15 protein-coding genes are annotated in these 23077 nt (G+C 59.3%); 7 read left to right on the forward strand and 8 right to left on the reverse strand.

The features are described from left to right. The first annotated feature begins 95 nt into the window (after positions 1 to 95). Both QZ383_RS06355 and QZ383_RS06360 read left to right on the forward strand, forming a co-directional pair. Positions 96 to 1202 (forward strand): alanine--glyoxylate aminotransferase family protein, encoded by a 1107-nt coding sequence (locus QZ383_RS06355; RefSeq protein WP_291443985.1) that lies wholly within the window; start codon positions 96 to 98, stop codon positions 1200 to 1202. A gap of 324 nt (positions 1203 to 1526) precedes the next feature. Further along, a complete protein-coding gene (locus QZ383_RS06360; protein WP_291443986.1) occupies positions 1527 to 3164 on the forward strand; it encodes a bifunctional diguanylate cyclase/phosphodiesterase in 1638 nt (545 codons plus the stop codon). A gap of 67 nt (positions 3165 to 3231) precedes the next feature. On the opposite strand, the gene QZ383_RS06365 is transcribed toward QZ383_RS06360, so the two are convergent. From QZ383_RS06365 to QZ383_RS06400, 8 genes are all read right to left on the reverse strand, one after another. Continuing rightward, on the reverse strand, positions 3232 to 4509 hold the full coding sequence (locus QZ383_RS06365; RefSeq protein WP_291443988.1) for a glycosyltransferase: 1278 nt from the start codon (positions 4507 to 4509) through the stop codon (positions 3232 to 3234). Positions 4510 to 4527: 18 nt separating this feature from the next. Then, entirely contained in the window at positions 4528 to 6663 is a 2136-nt protein-coding gene (locus tag QZ383_RS06370; RefSeq protein ID WP_291443989.1) for an HD domain-containing phosphohydrolase, read from the reverse strand. Positions 6664 to 6771: 108 nt separating this feature from the next. Beyond that, positions 6772 to 8730 (reverse strand): HlyD family type I secretion periplasmic adaptor subunit, encoded by a 1959-nt coding sequence (locus QZ383_RS06375; RefSeq protein WP_291443991.1) that lies wholly within the window; start codon positions 8728 to 8730, stop codon positions 6772 to 6774. 70 nt (positions 8731 to 8800) lie between these two features. Continuing rightward, positions 8801 to 11164 (reverse strand): type I secretion system permease/ATPase, encoded by a 2364-nt coding sequence (locus QZ383_RS06380; RefSeq protein ID WP_291443993.1) that lies wholly within the window; start codon positions 11162 to 11164, stop codon positions 8801 to 8803. Between the two features lie 220 nt (positions 11165 to 11384). Then, the gene (locus QZ383_RS06385) at positions 11385 to 12785 is read right to left on the reverse strand and encodes a TolC family protein (RefSeq protein ID WP_291443994.1); all 1401 of its coding nucleotides are present in this window, start codon (positions 12783 to 12785) and stop codon (positions 11385 to 11387) included. Positions 12786 to 13135: 350 nt separating this feature from the next. Beyond that, positions 13136 to 13594: an IS200/IS605 family transposase gene (gene tnpA, locus QZ383_RS06390; RefSeq protein WP_291443996.1), complete on the reverse strand. Its 459-nt coding sequence runs from the start codon at positions 13592 to 13594 to the stop codon at positions 13136 to 13138. 211 nt (positions 13595 to 13805) lie between these two features. Further along, positions 13806 to 15503, reverse strand: coding sequence for an FmdE family protein (locus QZ383_RS06395; RefSeq protein ID WP_291443998.1), 1698 nt, complete (start codon positions 15501 to 15503; stop codon positions 13806 to 13808). Positions 15504 to 15688: 185 nt separating this feature from the next. Further along, a complete protein-coding gene (locus QZ383_RS06400; protein WP_291444000.1) occupies positions 15689 to 16312 on the reverse strand; it encodes a molybdenum cofactor guanylyltransferase in 624 nt (207 codons plus the stop codon). A 171-nt stretch (positions 16313 to 16483) separates the two neighbouring features. Here QZ383_RS06400 and QZ383_RS06405 point away from each other — a divergent pair, with 171 nt between their 5' ends. From QZ383_RS06405 to QZ383_RS06425, 5 genes are all read left to right on the forward strand, one after another. Beyond that, positions 16484 to 17065 (forward strand): transglutaminase domain-containing protein, encoded by a 582-nt coding sequence (locus tag QZ383_RS06405; protein ID WP_291444002.1) that lies wholly within the window; start codon positions 16484 to 16486, stop codon positions 17063 to 17065. 229 nt (positions 17066 to 17294) lie between these two features. Beyond that, a complete protein-coding gene (locus tag QZ383_RS06410) occupies positions 17295 to 17783 on the forward strand; it encodes a CvpA family protein (protein WP_291444004.1) in 489 nt (162 codons plus the stop codon). Positions 17784 to 17813: 30 nt separating this feature from the next. Beyond that, complete coding sequence (gene mazG / locus QZ383_RS06415; protein WP_291444006.1) at positions 17814 to 18614, forward strand: nucleoside triphosphate pyrophosphohydrolase; 801 nt, start codon at positions 17814 to 17816, stop codon at positions 18612 to 18614. Positions 18615 to 18664: 50 nt separating this feature from the next. After that, positions 18665 to 20785, forward strand: coding sequence for a hypothetical protein (locus tag QZ383_RS06420; RefSeq protein WP_291444008.1), 2121 nt, complete (start codon positions 18665 to 18667; stop codon positions 20783 to 20785). Further along, positions 20782 to 22938 (forward strand): hypothetical protein, encoded by a 2157-nt coding sequence (locus QZ383_RS06425; RefSeq protein WP_291444010.1) that lies wholly within the window; start codon positions 20782 to 20784, stop codon positions 22936 to 22938. Before QZ383_RS06420 ends, QZ383_RS06425 begins: the two co-directional genes overlap by 4 nt. The last annotated feature ends 139 nt before the right edge of the window (positions 22939 to 23077 follow it).

Raw genomic sequence — 23077 nt, forward strand, 5'->3', positions numbered from 1 at the left:
AAACATCTCCATGCGTGGTAGCGTTCTGTATCCGCCGTCGCAGCAAGCGCCCGGCATGGGCCTGCGCAGGCCCCCACACAAACCAGGAGATTGTCATGACCACGGTTTTAGGAACACTGGACCATGTGCTTCTGATGGCCCCCGGCCCCAGTCCGGTTGCAGCCAACGTGCTTGAGGCCATGAGCCTGCCCACTCTCGGGCATCTTGACCCTGACTGCATCAAGGTTATGGACGCCCTGCAAGAGCAGCTTCGCGCTGTGTGCAAAACACGCAATGCCGTGACGTTCCCCATCTCGGGCACAGGTTCCGCAGGTATGGAAGCCTGCTTTGTCAACCTGGTGGAACACGGCGACAACGTGCTTATTGTCAACAACGGTCTGTTCTGCTCGCGTATGATTGAAGTGGCCTCACGCCTTGGCGCGCAGGTGGACACTGTGGAATGCCCATGGGGCGCGCCCATCTCTGTAGACGCGGTAAAAAAACAGCTGGCGCAGAAAAATTACAAGATTCTTGCCGTGGTGCATGCCGAAACATCCACCGGAGTGAATAATCCTGTGGCTGAACTCGGCGCGCTGGTCAAAGACAGCGATACGCTCTTTCTGGTGGACAGCGTGGCTGGGCTGGGCGGCGTGGACGTGCGCGTGGACGAATGGGGCATTGACGCTTTTTACAGCGGCTCGCAGAAATGCCTTTCCACTCCTCCCGGCCTTGCGCCCGCCTCGTTTTCGGAGGCAGCCATGGAGGCCATGGCACGCCGCAAAACAAAGATACCCAACTGGTATCTGGATGTGCCGCTCATCCGCAAATACTGGGAAGGCACGCCCCGTACCTACCACCATACTGCCCCCATCAATATGTACTATGGCCTGCATCAGGCCCTGGACAACCTGCTGGGTGAAGGCCTTGAGGCCTCGTTTGCGCGGCATCAGGCCATGCACGAAAGGCTCAAGCAGGGCATGGGCAAGCTTGGCTTCAAGCCCTATGTGACCGAAGGGGCCGCGCCCCAGGTCAACCTCTTTGTGCCGCCCGAAGGCGTGGACGCCAATGCCCTGCGCGCCAGCCTGCGCAAGGATCACAAGATTGAAGTGGCTGGCGGCCTTGGCGCCCTGGCTGGCAAGGTGCTGCGCGTTGGCGTCATGGGCGAAGGCGCGCGCGAAGAACCCATTGACCGCCTTGTGGCGGCAGTTGCCGCCTGCCTGTAGTATACTTTAACGTCCCTGCCCCCCGGCCCATGCCTGTGCCCCTCTTGCGTTCAGGTTGACAGCCGGGGGGGCAAAACGCGTACCGCGTCCTCCGTCACCCCAAAGCGACAGGCCTTGTTTCTGTGATGATTCCATACTCCGGGGCAGCGTTTGACTTTTTCGCGAGCAGCACCCTATATTGAATACGTTGGCTTCCTTTGGCGCAGGATACAAAGGTCGCTCTTGGTTCCGGTTTGTTCCCGACCGCAGCCATACCACCATGAATGGGGGCACTCACAACCTTTGGCAGCACTCCCACGCCAGGAAGACCGGGGAAACCGTCACATGAAGACACTTTGCCTCCGCCTTTCCCTGCTGATGCTCCTGATCTGCTGCCTTTTTGCGGCTCTGAGGCCAGTGCAGGCAGCCACTGATGATGGCACTGCGCAGGACGCGCCCTCAGCAGCCGTGCCAACCTCCCCATCGGCATCTCCATTCAACAGCCAAGCAGGCTTGCCGATCTACCCACCGGAAGAAGAGCACTCCTTTACAGCCCGCATTGACCAGAGCATAAACTGCTCAATTCAAAAAAGTCCCTTTAAGGTTGTTGGCGCCCTTATTGCCTTTTTCCTGGGCGTCATCATTTTTCTGCTCTACTGCCTGGGCTGCAAGTGCAGCCGCATCTGCCACATGGAAGCCCAGATGAACAAGGATGAACTGACCGGCCTGCCCAACATGGAAAAGTTCAAGGTGCTGTGCGACAGCCTCATAACCACCCAGGTCACCTCTGACTACATGCTGCTTTCCGGTGATATCTGCCAGTTCAAGACAATCAACGACCAGTTCGGTTTTGGCATGGGCGACAGCCTGTTGCAGGCCTATGCGGCAATTTTGCAGCGTAACATTCTGCCAGAAGAGTGCTGCGCCAGAATATCCTCTGATCTCTTTGTTATGCTCCTGCGATTTGACACATGGGAGCAGCTTTCGGGCAGAGTCCGCGAAATGGACAAGGAACTGGACGAGTGGCGGCGTAGTCAGGCGCTGCCCTACACAGTGCGCACTGTCTACGGAGCCTACCGTGTACCCAGGGAGCAGGAAAGGGACGTGCAGCTTATGCTGGATCTGGCCAACTATGCGCGGCTGGAAGCCAAACGTTCGTCTGGCATGCCCATGGTGCTCTACAACGAGCATATGCGGCAGGAAGCTTTGCTGAGCCATGAACTGAACGGCAAGCTGGAAGACGCCCTGACCAACGGCGAAATTCAGGTGTGGTATCAGGCCAAGGTGGACATGCGCACAGGAGCCATTACCGGCAGCGAGGCGCTGGTACGGTGGAATCATCCCTCATGGGGAATGATGCTGCCGGGCAGTTTTATCCCCATGTTTGAGCGCAACGGCCTTGTGATGTCCATTGATTTTTTTGTATTTGAGCAGGTCTGCCGCAACCTGCGCAGCTGGAAAACGCGCAACCTGCCGCTGCATACGGTTTCCTGCAATTTTTCTCGGCTGCATTTTGACCGCCCCCACTTTACCCAGCGGCTTGCGGACATTGCAGACCGCTATTCCGTGCCGCGACACCTGCTGGAAGTGGAAATTACCGAAAGCGCCATCATGAACAACCCTGAAGCTGTCTGGCTACAGATTGTTCAACTGAAGGAAATGGGCTTCAAAACGGCCATTGACGATTTTGGCGCGGGCTATTCATCCCTTGGCATTGTGCAGATGCTTGACGCAGACTGCCTCAAGATCGACCGCAGCTTCATCCAGCGCGACCTGCCGGGGCAGCGGGCGCAGATCGTGCTCGGCAATATCATCCGTCTGGCTTCGGATCTTGGCATGAATGTCATCAGCGAAGGTGTGGAAACAGCAGAACAGTCCGCCATTATCATGAAGCTGGGCTGCTACACGGCGCAGGGCTTTTTTTACGCCAAGCCGGAGCCTTCGCACGAATTTGAAGCAAGGCTCGCCATGCAGGGTCTGTAAGCCGCGCTGGCGCGCGGCTGCCAAACAGCACCACACCGCCCGAGTCTGAGAGTCCCTGGGGAAACTGTCAGCCTTCTGCCCTGTCCTTCATGCTTGCGCTGATCATATCCATAAATCTGCGCGTCTGCACATCCGCATCATACGAGCGCAGCACAGTCTGCCGCGCATTGCGCCGCACATGCCCCAGCTGCGGAGCCCGCGCCAGCACGTCAGCCAGTTTTTGCGCCATGTTTTCATGATCCCAGAAGTCGCACAAAAAGCCGTTTACGCCGTCCTGCACCACTTCGCGCACGGGCGGCGTGTCTGATGCCACGACCAGTGAGCCGCAAGCCATGGCCTCAAGCAAACCGGTGGAAAACACATGCGGCGCCGCCAGATACACATGCGCGGTCGAATGTTGCAGCATGGTCCGGTATTCCTTGAGCGACCGCGCGCCAAGCAGGTGCACACGCGCCCGGAAGCTCTGGTCAATGCCCAGAATATCCACCGCGCGGCGCATGGCCTTGCCTGTCTCGGAGCATTCGGCTGGCGTATCTGTGCCGCCATTCTGCTTGCGTCCGGTCTGGGCAATATCAAGCCAGGCCAGCACCACCAGACAGTTGGGGCGTAATTCGAGCAGGCGCGGCAGGCACTTGCGGAACTGGTCAAACCCGCGCGCGGGGTCGTGCATGGGGCCGCAAAAGGTCACCAGCTCATTGCTTGCGCATCCCCAGGAATCAGCAACGCCATCGCCTGCGGCATCGCCATCCTTTTTTTCCTCGCCGGGCAAAAAAAAGCGCGTGTTGATGCCGCTGGGCACAACCTTTATGTCGCGTTGCAGCGCGGAGGGGTACTGGGCGCGCTGCCAGAGGGAGGAGGTAACGGCAAGCTGGCATTCACCCAGCGCGTTGTATTCCCACAGATTGCAAACCCGCAGGGGGGCAAAATCCGCCGGGGGGCGAGGGTTGCCACGTGTAAAAAAGCAATGGCTCTCGCCGTTGTTGTAAAACCAGTCGCCCTGAGCCACATAAAAAGCTTTGGGGAAGATGTCGCGCACGTAAAAACTGCCGCCCATGCTTGCCGCAGCACAGACAATATCTGGGACAAAACCGTTTCTCCGCAGTGACAGCAGGGCGTTGCCCGCCCGCGCGCCACGCCGCAGGCGAGTTACGATTTCCTTTTCTGCCGGGTCGTCGCTTTCATAGGGCGCAGGCGGCGCCAGACGCAGCCGCCGCACACCGGGAATGGCAAGTTTTTGTCCGGTTTCTGCAAGAAACAGCACGGTATTGTTCTGGGATGCGCCAAAGGCCTGGGCAAGAGAACGGAAGCGGCCTGGAAAAACAGAATTCAAAAAAAGGATGCGCATTGTTAACCCCTGTACCGATTAGGCGCTGTTTGGCTGAGGATCGCCAAGCAAATGCTCCAAAAAAACCATACCCGACTCTGTTTCCAGAAATGACCGTAGTGAACCAACAACCGCAGCGTCATACTTGGGCGGAGTTTCGGACAGAATATTCAGGGCATCTCCCGTACTGTGCGCCTCACGGTAGGAGCGTGGCCTCATAAGTGCACAGAAGGTATTGGCAACCGCCAGGATACGGGCATTCAGGCAGATGGCCCCATCGTCGAGGGCCAGGGGGTAGCCGCTGCCGTCCAGGCGTTCGTACATCTGGGTGATGGCCTCCAGCACAGGCAGGCCAAAATCAATGTCTGCCAGGGCCTCGCGGGCAAATTCCACATGCTGTTGCAGCGATGCCCGTTCCTGCGCCGAGAGTGCGCCTGTCTTGGTGAGCAGATCCTTGGGAAGCTGGATCATGCCCACATGCGAGAGGTTGGCTGCCGTGCGCAGGGTGGCAAGGGTTTCCGCATCGTTGCGGCCAAGCCCGCAGGCCAGAGAAACCGCCAGCTGCGCGGTAAAGGCCGACTGCCCGCGCAGATAGGTATCCACGGCTTCAATGGCCTTGACGAAAGCATTGACGGTCTGGGCGACCATCTGCTGCGAACGCTGCTGCGCCACAGCAATATCCGTCATGTCGCTGTACACCGAGACCATGCCCGAGAGTCGCCCGTTTTCATCCCGAAACGGGGTGCAGGAGGTAAGATAATAGCGCAGCTTGCCATCCACCAGCAGGGCTTCGGCAAAGCTGAACGGTTCGCCTGCCCTGTGCACGGCCAGCGTGTGGGTTACAAGGCTGCGCGCAAGCTCCATATCCAGCTCGGAATACTTCAGCCCGCGCAGCTCTGTGGCTTTTTCCCTGCCGCACAAACGGGCAAAACTCTGGTTTGCGTAGTGGATGACGCCGTTCAGGTCGTTGAGCACAATGCCCGCCGACAGGGCGGAATTTACGCCGTCCATGATCTGCTTTTGCTGGTTGACCACCAGATAGAGCTTGTGCATCTGCTCCGCCACAGCGCGCTCGTTACGGCTTACAAGGCTCCACCACAGGGCGGCCAACAGGCCGCCAGCCAGCGCCGCCATGATCAGTGAAGCCACAACGACGTTCTGCTTTATGCCAGAAAATCTTTCATCAATGCGGCTCACGGGCAAGGTTTGCTCCACAAGCCAGGGCAGGTTGGGCACGGGCAGGGCAAGCCCGTATATCTCGCGCTCGCCTTCCGGCAGGCCGGGATCAATGCGTGTGCCGAGCGGCAGTTTTTCATCATGCAACGACCAGCCGGGCAAATCTGAAACGCCCGACACTTCGGTAGGCGCAATGCGTTGCAGCTTTTCACCAAAGGATTGGAGAATAAATGTATTGTACTGGCTGCCATTGCCCCCTTCGCCCGTGGCTGCGGCAGTTACAGGCAAGACACTGTAGGTGGCCAGCAGCAGGGAAACCACCCTGTCGCCGGTTGAATCCACATACAGGGGCGCAAAAATGGGGAAGGCCATATCCATGACAAGCCTGCCATTTTCACGCCGCACAGGCATAAGAACAGGCTGTTTGCTGTTCAGGGCCTGTTGCAAAAAGGGCCGCTGCTCTTCATCAGGCGGCAGCACACCCTCAGGGGCGAGGTACATCTGCATGTCTGTATTGACCAGGCTCGCGCCGCTAAAACTGTTTTTCTCCATGAACTCACTGAGATAGTTGACCATCAGCGGAAGACGCGGCGCAAATTTTTTCAGCGTATCCCCGTTGTTGGCAAAGCCCGCCGGGGGCATCATATCTGCTTCGACTCCGGCCTGACCTTGTCGGGCCATCTGCAGCATATCCGTGGCGGACACGCCCGCGCTGGCGACCTCTGCGGCGAACAGCCGCAGCATATCCTGCGTGACAAAAACATTTACCTGACCGGCAAGGGTGCCGGACCACACGGTGAGCAGGGCCACCTTGCCCGAGGCCTGGGAGTTCATGTCCTGCCCCATTTCGCGCAGCAGGTGGGCGCGCGAATCATGCAGGTACCAGCGTGCAAAAATAAAAATCAGGCAGAGCGCCAGCACAAACAGTGCCGACATGGTCAGCGCCGCCTTGCGGTTGCGCTGGGCTACGCCTGGGAGAGTCAGTTCTTGGGGTGCCATATATTTTCCTTCATCTGGCGGCGCGTCTCAATAAATCTGTACAGGAGCATCAACCCTTGAAAGGCTGGCTTACGGCAGGCTAAAGCCTGGTCTGCCCGCATTTTAGCTCTAGCGCTCGCGCAGGGCGTTCTGCTTGGCCTTGAGAATGGGCTTAAGCAGATAATCCAGCACGGTTTTTTTGCCGATCATAATGTCTGCCGTCACCACCATGCCCGGCATGATGGGCAGAGATTCGTTGTGGTAGACAATGGCGTTTTTCTGGGTGCGGATTTTTGCAAGATAAAAGTGCTCGCCCCTCTTGTCTTCGATGGTATCGGCGCTGATGGATTCAAGCTTGCCCTCAAGGCCGCCGTAAATGGAAAAATCATAGGCCGAAACCTTGACCATGACATGCTGCCCAGGACGCAGAAAGGCCACATCCTGTGGTTTGACCTTGGCCTCCACCACCAGAGTGTCGTCAAGCGGCACAAGGTCCATGATGGGTTCGCCGGGTTTGACCACGCCGCCCACGGTGGAAATGTATATCTGCTTGACCGTGCTGCGCACGGGAGCGCGCAGTTCTGTGCGGGTTACGCGGTCGCGCCCTGCCGAAAGATTTTCGCGCAGTGAATTAAGTTCCTGCCTGCGTTTGTTGATTTCGTCAGTAACAGCCGCGACCTGCTCTGCCCTGCGGGAGGCAATGCGCTGCTTGGATTCATCCGCTGCGGCCTTGGCCTTGGGTATTGTGGCGGCAAGGGAATCTATCTGGCCTTGCAATTCCACAACCTTTTGCTGCATGCCGAGGTATTCCAGCTTGGAAAAGTTGTTGCGCTGCACAAGGGCGTAAGCCGTGTTCTTTTGCTCAATGGAAAGCTCGAGGCTGCGGTCGAGCTGCACCTTGCGGGCAGTCAGCTCTTCCACATCATGCAGGCGCTGCACATACTGGGACTGTAGAACATCAATTTCCGCATTGAGCTGGTCGCGGCGGCTGTGCCAGGCATTTTCCTGATCCTGAATGATCTGGTGAATGCGTCCCAGCATGCCCGCCTCCACCCTGCGGCCAATGACCTTTTCTGCCCACATGTCAAAATTTTCTGGAAAAACAGGCGGATCGCCCCTGATTTCAGCTTCAAGGCGGATAATGGCGAGGCTGTTTTCCATGGCCTTGTTCACGGCGTCGCGGTAGGCGCTTTCGGCCATCTCATTGTCCAGTTGCGCCAGCACCGCCCCCTTGTCCACAATCTGCCCTTCGTGCACAAGCACTGCGCGCAGGATGCCGCCCTCGAGGTTCTGGATAGTCTGGGTGCGCTGCGAACCAACAACCGAACCTTCCGCATGAGTCACTTCATCCACGCTGGCAACAGCCGCCCAGATGATCAGGCACAAAAAAAACGCGCCGACGCTGATGGACAAGGCGCGAACGCCGAACCTGGGCCGCCGGGCAAGGGCCGCGTCCACCTCGTTGGCAAAAAGGATATCATCGGGCGTCAGGCCACGCAGGGGGGCGTCCATTGCTGCGAACAGGCCGGGATTGCCCTGCTGTTGGCCACCCATCATGCCACCGGCGCCCTGCTGGTCACCCTTGCCCAAAATTCTGTCTACAGTTTCACGCACTGACTGGCGCAGGCTTTTATCCGGGTGCTGTTCATGCTCCCCACCCAGCAGCAGCTGACGCAAAAAAAGCTCAATATTGCTCGGTTCTTTCTTTTTGGCGGCAGCGTCCAGCCCCAGAGGCTGCATGTCGCCGCCATTATGGCCCAGATCGGCAATCAGCGCGTCCAGATCGGGCAATTTGGCAGTTCCACTATTCGCCCCGGCCCCAGAAGAGGCGGCTACATCAGGATCAACAGATGTTTCCCGCACATTCTCGCTACCGGGCATGGCTGGCAGGGGCGCGTCAACATTGGGCCGTGAAAAATGCGAGCCAAAGGGCATGCCCGGCATAGCACCCGACTGCGGAAAGACCGAAGGCTCCACGCCAGGAGGCAAAAGCACATCAGGCTTTGACGTGCCGTCTTGCGCCCCTATTTTCTGTTCTGACCGATTTTCTGCGTCGGTCATATCCATAATTTTCTGTGGCAACTGCATGCCCCTTCTCCAAAAACCGCTGGGCGGTCATTTAAACAAAAAGCCAAGGCTCTTCAGCAAAACCGAATTTTCAGGCGTTGGCGGCATGGGCAAAGGTGTCCGCAGCTTTTTCCTGCGGGGCGGCCTGCTGCACATTGGTCACGTTCTTTTTCGAACGGTCGCGCAGGCTCTGCAACACGGCATCGCGGGGGCCGTCCAGCTTGACCTGTCCGCCTTCCATAACAATGAGCCGATCCACTATGCGCAGCATGGAGAGCCGGTGGGTCACAAGCACAAGTGTGCGCCCGCCAATGACCGATTGCAGCCTTTTTTGCAGCAGCATTTCTGAATCCGTATCCATATTGCTGGTGGGCTCGTCCAGAATGAGCACCTCAGGGTCGCGCACCAAAGCGCGCGCCAGAGCCACCGCCTGACGCTGCCCGCCAGAAAGCGCCTTGCCCTGCTCGCCCACCTGCGCGGCAAATCCAGCGGGATTATTGCGCAAAAAGTCTGTGACGCCAGCCAGGGAGGCGGCGCGCAGAATGAGGTGATCGTTGATGGTGGGATCCCCCAGGGCGATGTTTTCGCGAATGCTGCCGTAAAACAGCACCACATCCTGCGGCAGCACGCCCACGCGGCCGCGCAGCTCCATGCTGGGAATCTGCCTGATGTCCACATCGCCAAACTTCACCGCTCCTTCCTTGGGCTGATAGAGGCCGATAAGGAGCTTTGACAGCGTGCTTTTGCCAGATCCCATGGGCCCGATAATGCCCACGCGTTCACCCGGCTCAATACGTAGTGAAACATGCTCCAGAGCCAGCCGTTCCTGCCGGGGATAGGCAAAAGAAACCCCTTCCAACGTGAATGAAGGGCGCAGCATGCCAAAATCCATGCAGGTCTTTTCCGTCTGATTTTCGGAAGGCAGCATCATCAGCATGTCCAGCGCCTTGAGGGCCACATGCGAATTTTGCAGGCGGGTGAGCAGGGAGGCCATCTGGAGCAGCGGGGCCATGGTGCGCCCCACCAGGATATTGCAGCCGATAAGCGCGCCCATTGTCATGAGGCCATCAGATATGCGGTACACGCCCCACACCACCATGGCCACGGTAACCAGCTGGGTAATGAGCATGGAAGATGTGACCGCAAGGTTGTTATACTTGCGGGATTCGCTGTTGGAGCGGGCCGAAAGGCCTACCACAGATTCCCATAGCTTCTGCATACGGCTTTCGGCCATGCAGGATTTGAGCGTTTCCAGCCCGCCCACAATTTCCACCAGCAGGGCGTTTTTTTGCATGTTCTGCTTGTAGCTCGCTTCGGCGCTCATGCGCGAACGGTGCTGGAGCAGCAGACCAATGCCGATCATGATGGGCATGGCTCCAATGGACAGCAGCACCATAGGGCCACCAATGAAGGCCGTAAGCAGCAGAAAAATAACCAGAAAAGGCAGGTCGATGCAGGCAAGCAGGCTTGAGGAACTGAAAAATTCGCGCAGCTGCTCAAATTCGCGCAGGTTGTTGACCAGCGCGCCCGTGGATTCGGGCTTGGCGTCCAGCCGCATGGAAAGCACTTTTTCCACCAGCGAACTGGAAAGAACGATATCCGCATTGCGGCCAGCCACATCCACAAAATGGGTGCGCAGGGCCGAAAGCATAAAATTGAATAGATAGATGATGCAGATGCCGCTTGCCAGCACCCACAGTGTTTCTATGGCATTGTTGGGAACCACGCGGTCATAGACATTCATAACAAACAGCGGGCTGCCCACGGCAATGAGATTGATGACCACGCTGGCCAGGGCCACGTGCCTGTAGATGGGCGCGTAATAGCGCAGCACATCCCAGAACCAGCGCTTGCCGCGGGCAATGCTGAGGCGTTCGGAACGGTCATCCGGCGCAGCTTCCACTGCGGCAAAGAGCGCATAGCCGGAGTATTCGTCCGTCAAGGCCTCTACTGGCACCAACTGTGTGCTTTCACTGGTTTCCGGAAAAATCACCTCGGCCATGTCGCCGTCAAGGGCGGTGAGCACGCACGAACGGTCGTGGGAGAGCAACAGAATGCACGGCAGCACAAGGCCTGGAATATCTGCAATATCAGGACGATAAGCGATACGCCCGGCCAGCCCCGCCTTGCGGGCCGCCCGCAGGCAGGCCTGAGGCGTTACCTTGCTGCCCGAAAGCCCGGCCATAAGCACATGCGGCGACACTGCTCGCCCGCGCAAACGCAGCAAAACAGAAAGACTGCGCAACAAGCCGGGCATGAAGTCCACGTCTGAAGGCCGCAACGGCCCCATGCTCGGCGCAGTGCGCGGTGCCGGGGCAGAGCCGAGCCCTGCTGCGCCGGGGTCTTGCCCCGGTGTCGTGTCTGCTGTTTTTTGCGGAGCCCGGCTGCCGCCGGATTCCTGTTCAGGTGATGTGGGCCGTGCCTTTTCCTCTGAATCCGCGGAAATTGTATCCATGCATATTCCATTGATGCTGATGGGGATAAATCGGCATCAGCCTTTCGTTATCATCGCGCAGAGCGGCAAAGCCCTTCCCTTGAGAGGATTCACCCTACAGGCAAGAGTCACAAGGCGCGCCGCATGGCTCAGCTAATGATCCCGGCCAGGTAAAGAAGGGTTTGCGCCCTTAAAAAAGCGCCGCATGCCCCGGCTTAACCGGGGCATGCGGAAAGGATTATCAGTTGAACCAGCCAGGAGCGAACTCCTCGCGGGGATCTTCCGGTTCCTTGGGCGCGCTCTGCCCAAGTGGCCCGGTGTTGATGGACATTTCTGGCAGCATATTGCCCGTGAGCGCTGATAACCTGTACGCGCCCACAAGAATATTGCCCCGAGCTGTCTCTGCCTGGGTTGCAGAGTTGTACAGCTCACTTTCTGTATCCAGCACGTCCAGAATACTGCGTTTGCCAATCTGGAACTGTTCGATATAGGCAGTGCGCGTGTACTTGTTGTACTCTATGGCTTTGGAATAGTGGTTGTACTGTTCCTGGGCAGCAAGATAGTTGACCCAGGTGCTGTCCACATCAAGTTTGAGATCATCAATAAAATTGTACATTACCTGACGCGATTGGCGCATGCGGGCCGAGGCGGCGCGGCGCTCGGCCACGTCTGCCCCGCTGTTGAAGACATTCCAGCGCACTACGCCCATGACGTCAAAACTGTACACCCAGCGATCACTTGTGCCGCCAAGGTTGGTATAGTTGGGGCCTGCCTCGAGGTTGAGCGCGGGCGAAAAGGCCGAATCCGCCAGTTCACGCTCGGCGCGCGAGGCGCGGATATCCTGCAGATAGGCGGCAAGTTTGGGGTTGCTTTTTTTGGCCTTTTCCAGAACCGCCTGCGATGCGGTGTAAAGCTGGGGCGGCATGGTCACGGTCTGCAAACGGCTGGCCGCTGGCAAGCCGGTGAGCCGGGTATAGGTTTCCTCGGCCACAAGCAGGGATGCCTTGGCTTCAGAAAGGCTTGAAAGCGCCCGCTGCAAGCGCGACTGCGCCTGGGTTACGTCTGCGGCAGTGTCCGCGCCAAGGCTGGCGCGATCCTGGGCCTGCCCCACAAGAGATTTGTGGTGGGCCACGTTTTCTTCGGAAAGTTCGTAGATTTTTCTGCGGCGCAGTAAATCAATATGCGCGATAATCGCATCAAGAGAAAGCGACGTCGCCGTATCGAATACACGGTATTTTTGGGATTCGAGGGTAGATTTGGCAGTGCGAACGCGGGAACGGGTGGCAAAACCATCCCATATGGGTTGCACAAGCTGGGCGCTGTAGCCCACCTTGCCCCACATCTGCGAATCAAGGTTCTGGCTGCGGGTGCTTGAATCGCTCAAAACGCTGCCGCCAGCCTGCCCTGTAACGTCAACACGGGGGCCAAAACCAGCCTGAGCGCGCCTTACCTCATGATCCAGCACCTCACGGTTTTCGATCATGCCTCGCAGATTGTGGTGATTACGCAGCACTCCATAGATGGAGTCCTCGACCGAAAGAGGCTTCCCCGCAGGCGGGGGCGGGGGATAACCGGTTTCAGCCGCAGTGGCCGCCGTTGCCAAAAGCAGGGAAAAAAGTACTCCCCAGATAATCTGTTTCACAGTTGACTCCTCAGCTTGAAGAATGCACCGTCCGCATTCTCCCGCTTGTGGGCATATCGACCAGTATGGACCACATTACACAGATGGCAGAGTCCCTTCCCCACCCATATAACGACATGCCTTGTATTAGCTGTAACCACTTAGTCCCTGCCCTGCAAGATATTTAGATACCTTTCAAATGATCGGAAACAGCAAAAGGCCACTACACGAACTATATTTATCCACAAAAAATTTGTATAATAAATATTTAATTACTTTTAAAATACACCAAGGCACGCAGCAGTCATGCTGCCCTGCAACGGTGACGGCTCCGCGTCAGGCGCATGTACGATCTGACATTTGCATTTCTGTTACTTGCAGCCCGTAAACGGGCTTCCTGGGTACGGGAGACTCAGTTGATCCCCGAGTTTATCTCGATCCAGCTGTTTCTTTATGTAATCTTGTATCTTAGCCGTATTTTTGCCTACTGTATCTACATAAAAGCCACGGCACCAAAACTCACGGCTACGGTATTTAAATTTGAGATCGCCGAATTGCTCATAGAGCATCAAACTACTTTTACCTTTTAAGTACCCCATAAAACTCGATACGCTTATTTTCGGGGGTATCTCAAGCAGCATGCGGATATAGTCAGGGCAGCATTCTGCTTCTAGTATTTTTACATCTTTCCACTCACACAGCTTACGTAAAATATCCCCTACTGCCCGCCTTTTCTCACCATAGAACACTTGTCTACGATATTTGGGGGCAAAGACGATGTGATATTTACAGTTCCACTTTGTGTGAGCTAAACTTTTTGCGTCACCCATTGTGACCTCCTTTTGATTTGTTTCGTTTGCAGTTGCCAGACCGCAAGTCGTTGTAACAAATCAAAAGGAGTTTTGCTGACATGCTTAAAGCTTTAAGCTTCACGGAACCCCCCGCCTAGCGGGGGGTTTTCTACATACAAAAAAGGCCCCGAAAAAAATTCGAAGCCTTTGCAAAAAAAAACCTGTTCGCTTTTGCGCACCGAGCGCAGTCTTATTTACCGAACCAGCACTTGGGGTAGGTGCATGTATGGCATGCCAGGCAGTAGCCGCCCTCGCCCATGCGGGCCGCCTCGGCGCGGGTCAAGCCACGGCCTGCCAGCATGTGCGGCAACACCAGATCAAGGAAGGTTGTTTTAAAATACAGGGCGCAGGCGGGCACGCCCAGTACCTGCATATCCCCCTGCGGGCCGGGTATGCGGCCCATGAGACTCATGGTGCCGGGCAGGATGGGCACGCCGTGCAGCACGTCTGTCAGGCCAGCTTCCACAAGGGCCTGACGGGTCACGTCGTCCGGGTCAACGGAAAGCCCGCCCGTGGTGATCAGCAGGTCGGCCCCGGCCTCGCGCATGGCGGCCACGGAGGCCTGCATCATGGCTTTGTCGTCCGGTACGATGTCGGTGCGCACCACTGTGCAGTCCAGCATGCTGACCTTGGCGGTGATGACAGGAATGAACTTGTCTTCAATAATCCCCTGAAAAACTTCGGTTCCGGTCACAAGAATGCCCACGCGGGCCTTGCGCAGGGGCAATACGCGGAACAAAGGCCCGCCTTCCAGCGCCTCAAGCGCCTGACCAAGCCGCTCACGCGTGATATGGAGCGGGATGGCGCGGGTGCCGCAAAGCGGGCCGCCCTGCTTGACCAGGGTTCCATCCTGACGCGAGGCCACCATGACCTCGGGCACCAGATTGAACCGCGTCATGCGCTCCACATCCACACAGAAAAGCCCGTTACAGGCAGCCTTGAAATCTATCTTGCCTTCATGGGGCGGCAGTTCGTAGGTAACGCCTTCGCCAGCCATGCGGCGCGCAAAAATTTCCGCCACTTCATTTTCGTGCACCAGAGCACGAGGATCATCAGGGGATACCTGCACGCTGACCGGGGCGTCATCATCTGTAATGGCCACATGGAAGCGGCCCATCTGCTGCAAGCGGCAGATATCACCTACAGAAATACGCTGTCCGGCCTTGAATTCCGGCCCCTTGAACTGGCCGGGATCAATGCGGGTCATGTCGTGAGCCACGGTCTTGCCCACGGCTTCTTCCACAGGTACAACACGAACCCCCGTTGTGGCCTTGTGGTGTTCTGCGGCAAGGGCCTGACAATCTTCCTTAAGTTCCCGCCGCGCCAGCACATAGGGGGCCTCGCCCTGACAGCCACGGCATACGGGGCCGTCTTCCACCGGGTAGGCCTCGCCGCACACAGGGCAGCACAAAATGCGTGTCATGTGCTTGTGCCCCATAAACCGCCGCTTGACCGTGATGGGCTCCACCTTGCAGATGCTGTCGCCCGCAGCTTCAATTTCTGATTCCAGCAGGGCGATATCCTGATCTTTTTTGGCCTTTTCCTTAAAGAACCAGGCCTTGAGTTCGGGATAGGCGGCCATCTTCACCGGATCCAGGCTCACGCGCACACCCTCGCCCGTGTGCTTGTCAAACAGCGAAACTGCGTAGCGGCCCAGATTGTGAATCTTCATCCAGTTGTTGCCGATACTGCACAAGGTGAGCAACTGCACCGCGTCAGGCAGACACTTGCCCGATTCCACCACGGCCTCAAACAGTGTGCCCTCGGGCAGATGGCGCTTGGCAAGCTCCACCATATAACCGCCCACAAGCAGGCCCGGTGCGGCATAGCCGTGAAAATTCTCGGCAAGGCGATGAAATTCCTTAAACGTATAAGCCCCAATATCCATGTTTGCTCCAAATCACCGCAGCGGGCTGAACAAAGCCATTGCTCCGGCAGTGTTTTCACGCGCGTTTTCTCCGCTCGCCCGGGCAGACGCGCAGCCGCGCCGGGTAGCAAATATAGGTTGGCGGCAATTCAGATTCCGCCGGATAATCACGATTACTTATATGACCGTGAACTGGCAAAAAGAGACTAATGGGAAGCGCCCAGAATATCCAGCGCCCTTTGAAGGTCAGCGGGGCGGTTCAGATTGAAAAACGGACGGGCTTCTTCCGGGCCATAGGGCAAACGGCACTGCCGCTCGAGCGGCACGACCCTGTTGAGCCTGCCGCCGTGGAAGGCCAGCGAATCTTCAAACCATGGCAGCGCCGTTGTTTCGTATACGGCGGAAAGAGCCTCGGGTCTGCCGCTGACCACATCCATATAAAGCGTGGCAAGAGTGTCAGCCGGGGCGGCATCGCGGGCGGCAAGCAGTTTGCGCAAGGTGAGCGCATCCATAAAGGGCATGTCGCAAGAGAGCGCCAGCACGGCAGAAAATCCCTGCGCCTGCGCCGTGCGCAGGGCCGCAACCACCCCCGCTACGGGGCCGCAGTCGGTTTTTTCATCAAAAATACACTGATACCCGGCTCGGGGAAGCCCCGGCCTGCACGACACCCAGCACTGCGGCAGCAAGGCGGCCAGCAGCGTGTGCGTACGGGCCAGCAGATCGGGGCTGTCCGAGCCATAGACCCGCAGCAGCGCCTTGTCGCGGCCCATGCGCGAGGAAAGCCCCCCCGCCAGCACAACGCCTGCCACGCGGCCCCGCAATGTATCCATCATGCCTCCTGCCCGGCCAATTGTTCCGCCCTATGATGCTGCACGTTTGTGTTCTGCGTGCAAAGGGCAATGCGCTGCGGGGCTGAACGCTTTGGTCTTTTTGCACCCCGCAGGCCCCTGTGATAGGGTTTGGCGATGATGCACCAACAGCCCCCCGCACCGCAAGCCTGCATGAGCGAGTCGGAAATCATTGATTTCCGCTCTGCACCAGTGCAGCGCAAGGCCGTCAGCCTTGCCGCGCACTGCGCATCTGAAATGGAACTCATTGAAAAAACTTTTATCTTTGTGCGCGATAGCATTGCCCACTCGGTGGATTGCGGCGGCACTGCTGTTACGTGCAGCGCATCGGAAGTTCTGCATGTGGGGCAGGGGCTGTGTTATGCCAAGGCGCATCTTCTGGCGGCATTGCTGCGCGCCAACGGTATTGCCGCAGGATTCTGCTACCAGTTGCTGGGATTTGAAGACGAGCACGATCCCCACCGGGTGCTGCACGGCCTTAATGCCGTATGGATCAGCGAGCAGCAGGTCTGGCGGCGGTTGGACGCGAGGGGCAACAAGCCCGGCGTTGACGCGCAGTTTTTGCCAAACGGCCCGGAGCAACTGGCCTTTACTGTGCATCCGCAATGCGGCGAAGTGGACTACCCCCATATTTTTGCAGAGCCGGATCCCGGCGTGATTCTGGCCCTGCGCAGCCACTGCACTATGGCCCAACTGCTGCCCCGTCTGCCGCAACAGCTTGCCTGCTCTGTTTGACGCTCCACCGCCCCCCGCACATCCTGCGCCTCCTGCTTGCAGCTTCCCGGCCATCCATGTTCCATACTGCAACTACGTCAGCTGCTTGCGGCCAATCAGCCCCCGAGGCACGTTGTGCCGCAGGTCAGCATCTGCTATGCTCTGCCCCGCCGCAGGTCAAAGGCCTCGGCGCGAAAGCCTTCCCGGCAACGGCCCGCCATGCGGGCAACACAGCCGCAACGGAGAACGCATGGGGCAGGACATTTTCGACCTTATCATAGTACTTATACTGGTATTTTTTGGCACACGGGGCTTTATCCACGGTTTTGTGGGCGAAGTTGCCGGGCTTATTTCGCTGCTGGGCGGCTTCTGGGCCGCGCACCATTACCATCCGCTGCTTGCGCCGCGCCTCACGCTCATCACTGATCCCTCATGGCGCATCATTGCGGCATACGTGCTCATTTTTCTGGGCGTCATCATTTCGGTGGCCATTATTGCGCGCATCCTGCAAAAAATACTTTCCTTCTCCTTTGTGTCGTGGGCAGACAAACTGGCTGGCGGCATGCTCGGCCTTGCCAAGGGCGTTCTGCTCTGCTCGCTGGCCCTGCTGTTTCTACAAAAATTTTTCGCGGGCGCGCCCTTTATGCAGCATTCGCGCGCACTGCCCTACTTCAACGCGCTCATGACCCAGGTACACGGCTGGCTGCCGCCTGACCTCACCGCCCGCCTGGGCATTTAACTGCCAGAATTACCAAGGAAACACGCCATCATGGAAAAGACCGCCCTCGAAGAATTGCAGCTCATCATCGACAAACTCACCGCTCCCGACGGCTGCCCCTGGGATAAGGAACAGACCCCCGAAAGCCTTGCCGAATACGTCATTGAAGAGAGCCACGAGCTTGTGAGCGCCATCCGCTCCGGCAATGTGGCCGACATCCGCGAAGAACTGGGCGATGTGGCCTTTTTGCTGCTTTTTGTGGCGCGCCTGTATGAAAAGCAGGGGCAGTTCAACCTTGATGATGCCCTCAACAACAACAGGGCCAAGATGATCCGCCGCCACCCCCACGTGTTCAGCAACACGGTTTTTGACAGCCTTGAAGAACAGCTCAAGGCCTGGGAAAAAATCAAGCGCGCCGAGCATACTGATGACGAAGGCAAGCCCAAGGGCCTGTTTGACAGCCTGCCCGAGAGCCTGCCCCCCCTTGCCAAGGCCTACCGCATCAATTCCAAGGCGGCCCGCGTGGGCTTTACCTGGCAGGAAGATGAAGAGGTGGAACAACAGGTGGAAGCCGAATGGCTGGAATGGCTGGACGCCTCCGCTGGCGGCGATCAGGATGCCCAAAAACACGAACTGGGCGATTTGCTGTTCAGCATTGCAGAGCTTGGCCGCCGCAAGGGCATCAAGGCCAGCGAAGCTCTGGACTACGCCAACCGCCGCTTTCTCAAACGCTTTGCCCGCATGGAAGAAATCGCCCGCGAGCAGAACATTGATTTCTCTGCCCTGAGCCTTGATGAAAAGGACGAGCTGTGGAACACAGCCAAGGCCGAGGAAACCGCGGCAAAGGCCTGATGGTCGCAACCATGCGTGTCCAGCCATTGCGAAAAAACCAGAGGCGGCCCATGCCGCTGACCGCCGGGCTTGCGGCCCGATTGCCCCTGCTGGCCGTGCTTGTGGCGGCTCTGGTGGCCGGCTTGTGCCTCGCGGCCTGCACAAAGCACAACGGCACGGCAACGTCCCTGCGCCGCGAGCAACCAACAGGAAGCGCATCCCTGCTGCCGCGCGCCGATCCGGGGTATCTGCAATGGCTTGAGCGCCAGTCCATGCTCGGCTCCACACAGGAACTGACAGGGCAGGTTTCCGGCACGGATCTTATCTGGCGCAACAGCGCCTCGGCGCGGCGTGTGCCCCTGCTGCTTACCGCCGCGCCCAACTGGTTTGACGTGAACCCGCACAGCCTCGGCGCCGGGCAGCCAGCCCTGCGGGCGCTGGCCCAACCCGGCGTGGACGCCTTTTGGGCGCAGGCGGGCTTTGGCGGACTTTTTCTGGCGCCTTTGGGTGAAAAGGGCGACATCTGGAGCGCCCACGCGGCTTCCGCACTGCCTGATGCAGCTTCCGAGGCGGGCGACAATGTCACCGCCCTGCGGCCAGACCCATCACTCGGCACCGGCGAGGATTTTTCGCGTCTGACCGCAAAACTTGATCAGGCGCAGATGCAGATTGGCGGCGAACTCCCCCCCGCCGCCACGGGTCTGGGGCCGGATTTTATTCTTCAGGCACGGCGGGCCTCGCGCTTTGACGGCCTGTATGCCATGATGTCTGTGCCGCAGAAGAATTGGGATATTTTGCCAGCCACCGCTGGCGAATGGGACTGTCTGCCCCTGCGCCAGACCGCCGTGGCGGAATTGCGCAAACGGGGCGTTGTTCCTGATCAGTTACGGCGCGACACCCTTGACTGGGCAACGCCCGGCGGATGGGCCGTCACCGGCGAAGTACGCGGCGCGGATGGCCAGGTGCGGCGCTGGGTCTACCGCTACAGCGGCAATGCCCTGCGGCCCGTGCTCCTGTGGCAGGATCCTTCCGGTCAGGCCCGACGGGTATTTTCCGCCGCTGTTATCCAGCACACGGGTTTGCAGCAGCAAACACTTGCGGGCATCCGGCTGGAGGCCCTCATGGGGCTGGACGCGCAAGTCGAAGGCCAGGGCGGGGGCAGAACAGACCCTTCGGCTCTGGTTCCGGGGCTTGAAGCCCTGGAATCCCTGGCGGGCGAGGTGCACCGCTACGGCGGATGGGCGGTGCAGGACGATGTGCTGCCCCCATCGCTGACCAAGGCGGTGCTTGCCACAGCCGTAGATTTCAGCCGGGACAGCATTACCCCGGCGGCCGCAGGATACGCCTTGCTGAGCGGCGATGCCGCGCCCCTGGGCGCACTGCTCAAGGCCTCGCTCGCGGCGGGCGTTGACCACAGCCGCCTTGCGCGTGGACTGCGTGACAGGCAATATGTTGACTGGCGTCCCCTGCTGGATCTGCCGGACGGTCAGGCTCTTGTGCGCCGCGCGCAATCCCTTGCCAAGGGAGCACCAGAGGCCTCGGGCTTGCCCGTCACCCAGGCGGAACTGGCAGCTCGCGCCCTTGGGCTTGACGCTGCAAGCGCCGTGCGCCCCGACCACGCACAGGCCATGGAATCCGCCTGCCTGCTCCTGCTGGGCTGGCGCATTGGCTTGCCGGGTCTGACATTTTTAAGCCCGCAGGATATTACGGGTGCGCTGGGGCTGCCGCAGGGTTCGGGCAAGGGCGCGTCCAGCGCTGGCAGCGTGCCCCTGTGGGGGGTCACAAACCTGCCCGGCGGGCAAAGCCCCGCCCCATTGGCATTTGGCCCGCTGGACATGCAGTGGAGCAGGGAAACAAGTTTTGCCAGACAGATTGCCCGCCTGTTGCAGGCCAGACGCGCCACCGGGCTTGCCTCTGGCCGCCTTGTGCAGGTGGTAAACGGCCCCGCAGGCTGCGTGGCGACCCTGAGTTCCCTGCCGGGCGGCGGCTACTGGCTGCTGGCGGCAAATTTTTCTGAACGAAAACAGCACCTTGCCTGCCCTCTGCCCGCTGGCGCGCAAGGCCCCGCGCGTGATGTGCTGAGCGGCCAGAGCCTGCCCACGGGGCGCGCCGTAGAAATTGACCTCGATGCCCGCCAGGCGCGACATCTTCTGCTTGGCGAGCCGAAAACGCATGAAGGAGTGATGCCATGACCCAGAACAGCGCCCAGAATCCTGAAGACCAGGCTGCCTGTCAGTCTGGGGGCCAGCAGACCAGCGCGGAAGGGGCACACCCCCAGTCCGAAGTGCAAGCTGCCAAGGCAGTTTCCCAGCCATCTGCATCGGCTCCCGAACCTTCGGGCGCGGCACAGGCCGCTGCGAGCGCCGCATCGCAGGCCGAGGGCGCAACCCCCAAGGCTTCCCGTCCGGTGACGATCTCGGCCAAGGGATTCAGGGGAATGTTCGGCAACTCCGGCAAGGAAGGCAAACCCGCTGCCTCAGCAAAACCGGCAGAATCCGCTCCTCAGCCAGCAGCTCCCGGCTTTGCCGACAAGATTTTTGACGCAGCCAGCCTTGTTGGGCCGCTTGCGCTCCTGCTCATCATGCTGGCTCAGGCATGGCCCGCCTTTATGGGGCACAGCCTGTACTGTCCGCGTGAAGCCGCAGGCATATTGGCCTTTACCCAAACTGCGCAAAGCGGCATGTGGCTTGCCCCGGCTGGCGACGGTCTTTCGCAATGGCCCGTATTTTTCTGGTTTTTGCGCGGCATTGAAGCCCTGCTCACCAAGGCCGCGCCTCAGTTTGCCCATCTGCTCTTTCCCCTGGCCGCGATGGCCGGAACCTTGATCTGCCTTGTGGCTGTGTGGGTTCTGGGCCGAGTTGCCGGGTTGGACCGCCGGGCCGCGCTGGCTGGCGGTATGCTGCTGCTCTGCGCGCCCATTTTTGCGCCGCTCTCCACCTTTACAGGGCCGGAAGCTTTGGCCGCAGCAGTGACCCTGCTTTCCCTCGCCTGCCTTTGCCACGGCTGGCAGCAGCCGGGCACGACCATCACCCTGCCTCTGGGCTTTGCACTGGCGGCATTGGCTGGCCTGACAGGTGGCCTTTTTAATCTGTTGCTGCCAGTGCTTGCCAGCCTGGCCTTTCTGCTCTGGCGTTGCGGATTTCGCCGCGCGCAAAAGGCGGACGGCCTCGTGGGTTTTGTGCTCATGCTGGTCATGATCGGTTGCTGGCTTGCTGTTGTCATGCTCTGGCATCAGCCGGAAGGATACCTCAAGAATCTTGGCACCCAGCTTGTGACATGGCCCATCACCAAGGCCACTTGGTGGAAGCCCCTCGCCTTTGCTGCTCTGGGCCTGCTGCCCTGGCTGGCTGTCATCTGCGGTGTTTCCTGGGCGCGAGTGCTGCGCACCGCCCCTGCTGATCTTGCCGCCTCCCGCAAGGAAAAGGCCGGAATGGCCTTTTTGTGGATAGCCCTTGTGTTCGCCTGCCTGCTGAGTATTTTTGCCGCCGACATGGTGGGCGCTGCCGTATGCACAGCCAGCCTGGCGGCCCTCCTGCTGGGCAAGGCGCTGCTGCGCCTGCCCCCTGCCGGAGCCAAACTGTTCTACATCATCGCGGCCCTGTGCCTGCTGCACGCCAGTATGGCGCTGGTGGCAGCCGGTTTTGGCTACACGCTTGACTGGCTTGGCAAGTTCTTCCACTTTACGCTTACAGAAAGCCAGCGCACCGCCGTGCTTGGACTCAAGGCCCTGCCCGTGCTTGGCGGCATTGGCATTGTGGCGGCAGTACTGCTTGCCCGTCTTGTGCGCCGTGGCGCGCATGGCGGCACCAGCGGCTCGCTCGTGATGTGCGCGGTCATTGCGGTTATTCTGGCCCAGCCCGCATCGCTCATGCTCATGCCGCAGCTGGAAAAAACTCCCGAGGCTCAGGTAAAGAACCTGAGCGCCATCCTGACGCCCGCTCCAGTTGCCCCGGCGGTTCTGGCTCCTGAGGCGACTCCGGCCCCCGCGCCTGAAGCCCCCGCAGCAGCGCCTGCCGATACTCCCAAACTTGAACCCGCCGCCCCGGCAACCGCGCCTGAAACCGCACCCGCTGCTCCGGCTGAAAAACCCGCTCCAGTGCAGGAACCTGCAGCCCCCGCCGCTACACAGCCCGCGGAAGCGTCTGCTCCCCAAACTGCGGCACCTACGGGCCCAACAACTCCGGCTGAAACCCCGGCAGCAGCGCCTGCGCCGACGCCTGCCGACGCAGCCAAGGAACTCGCCAAGGAAGTTGTCAAGGAAGTCGCCCCCGCTGCACCTTCAGAGCAGGCCCCTGCGGCGCAACCAGAGCAACCCAAGGAAGCGCCTAAGGCTCCTGCAAACTAGCTTCAAATACATCAGCCCGGCACAGACCGCGCTCACAATACCAAGGCCCCTCTCACGAGGGGCCTTTTCTATGGCATTGAGATTCAGAACGCTCCCTGCGGGGAGGCCACACACCAGCGGCCGTCTTATGGTGCAGAAC

Origin of the sequence: Desulfovibrio sp., assembly GCF_019422935.1 — a bacterium.
In the GTDB taxonomy this organism is placed as follows: Bacteria; Desulfobacterota; Desulfovibrionia; order Desulfovibrionales; family Desulfovibrionaceae; genus Desulfovibrio.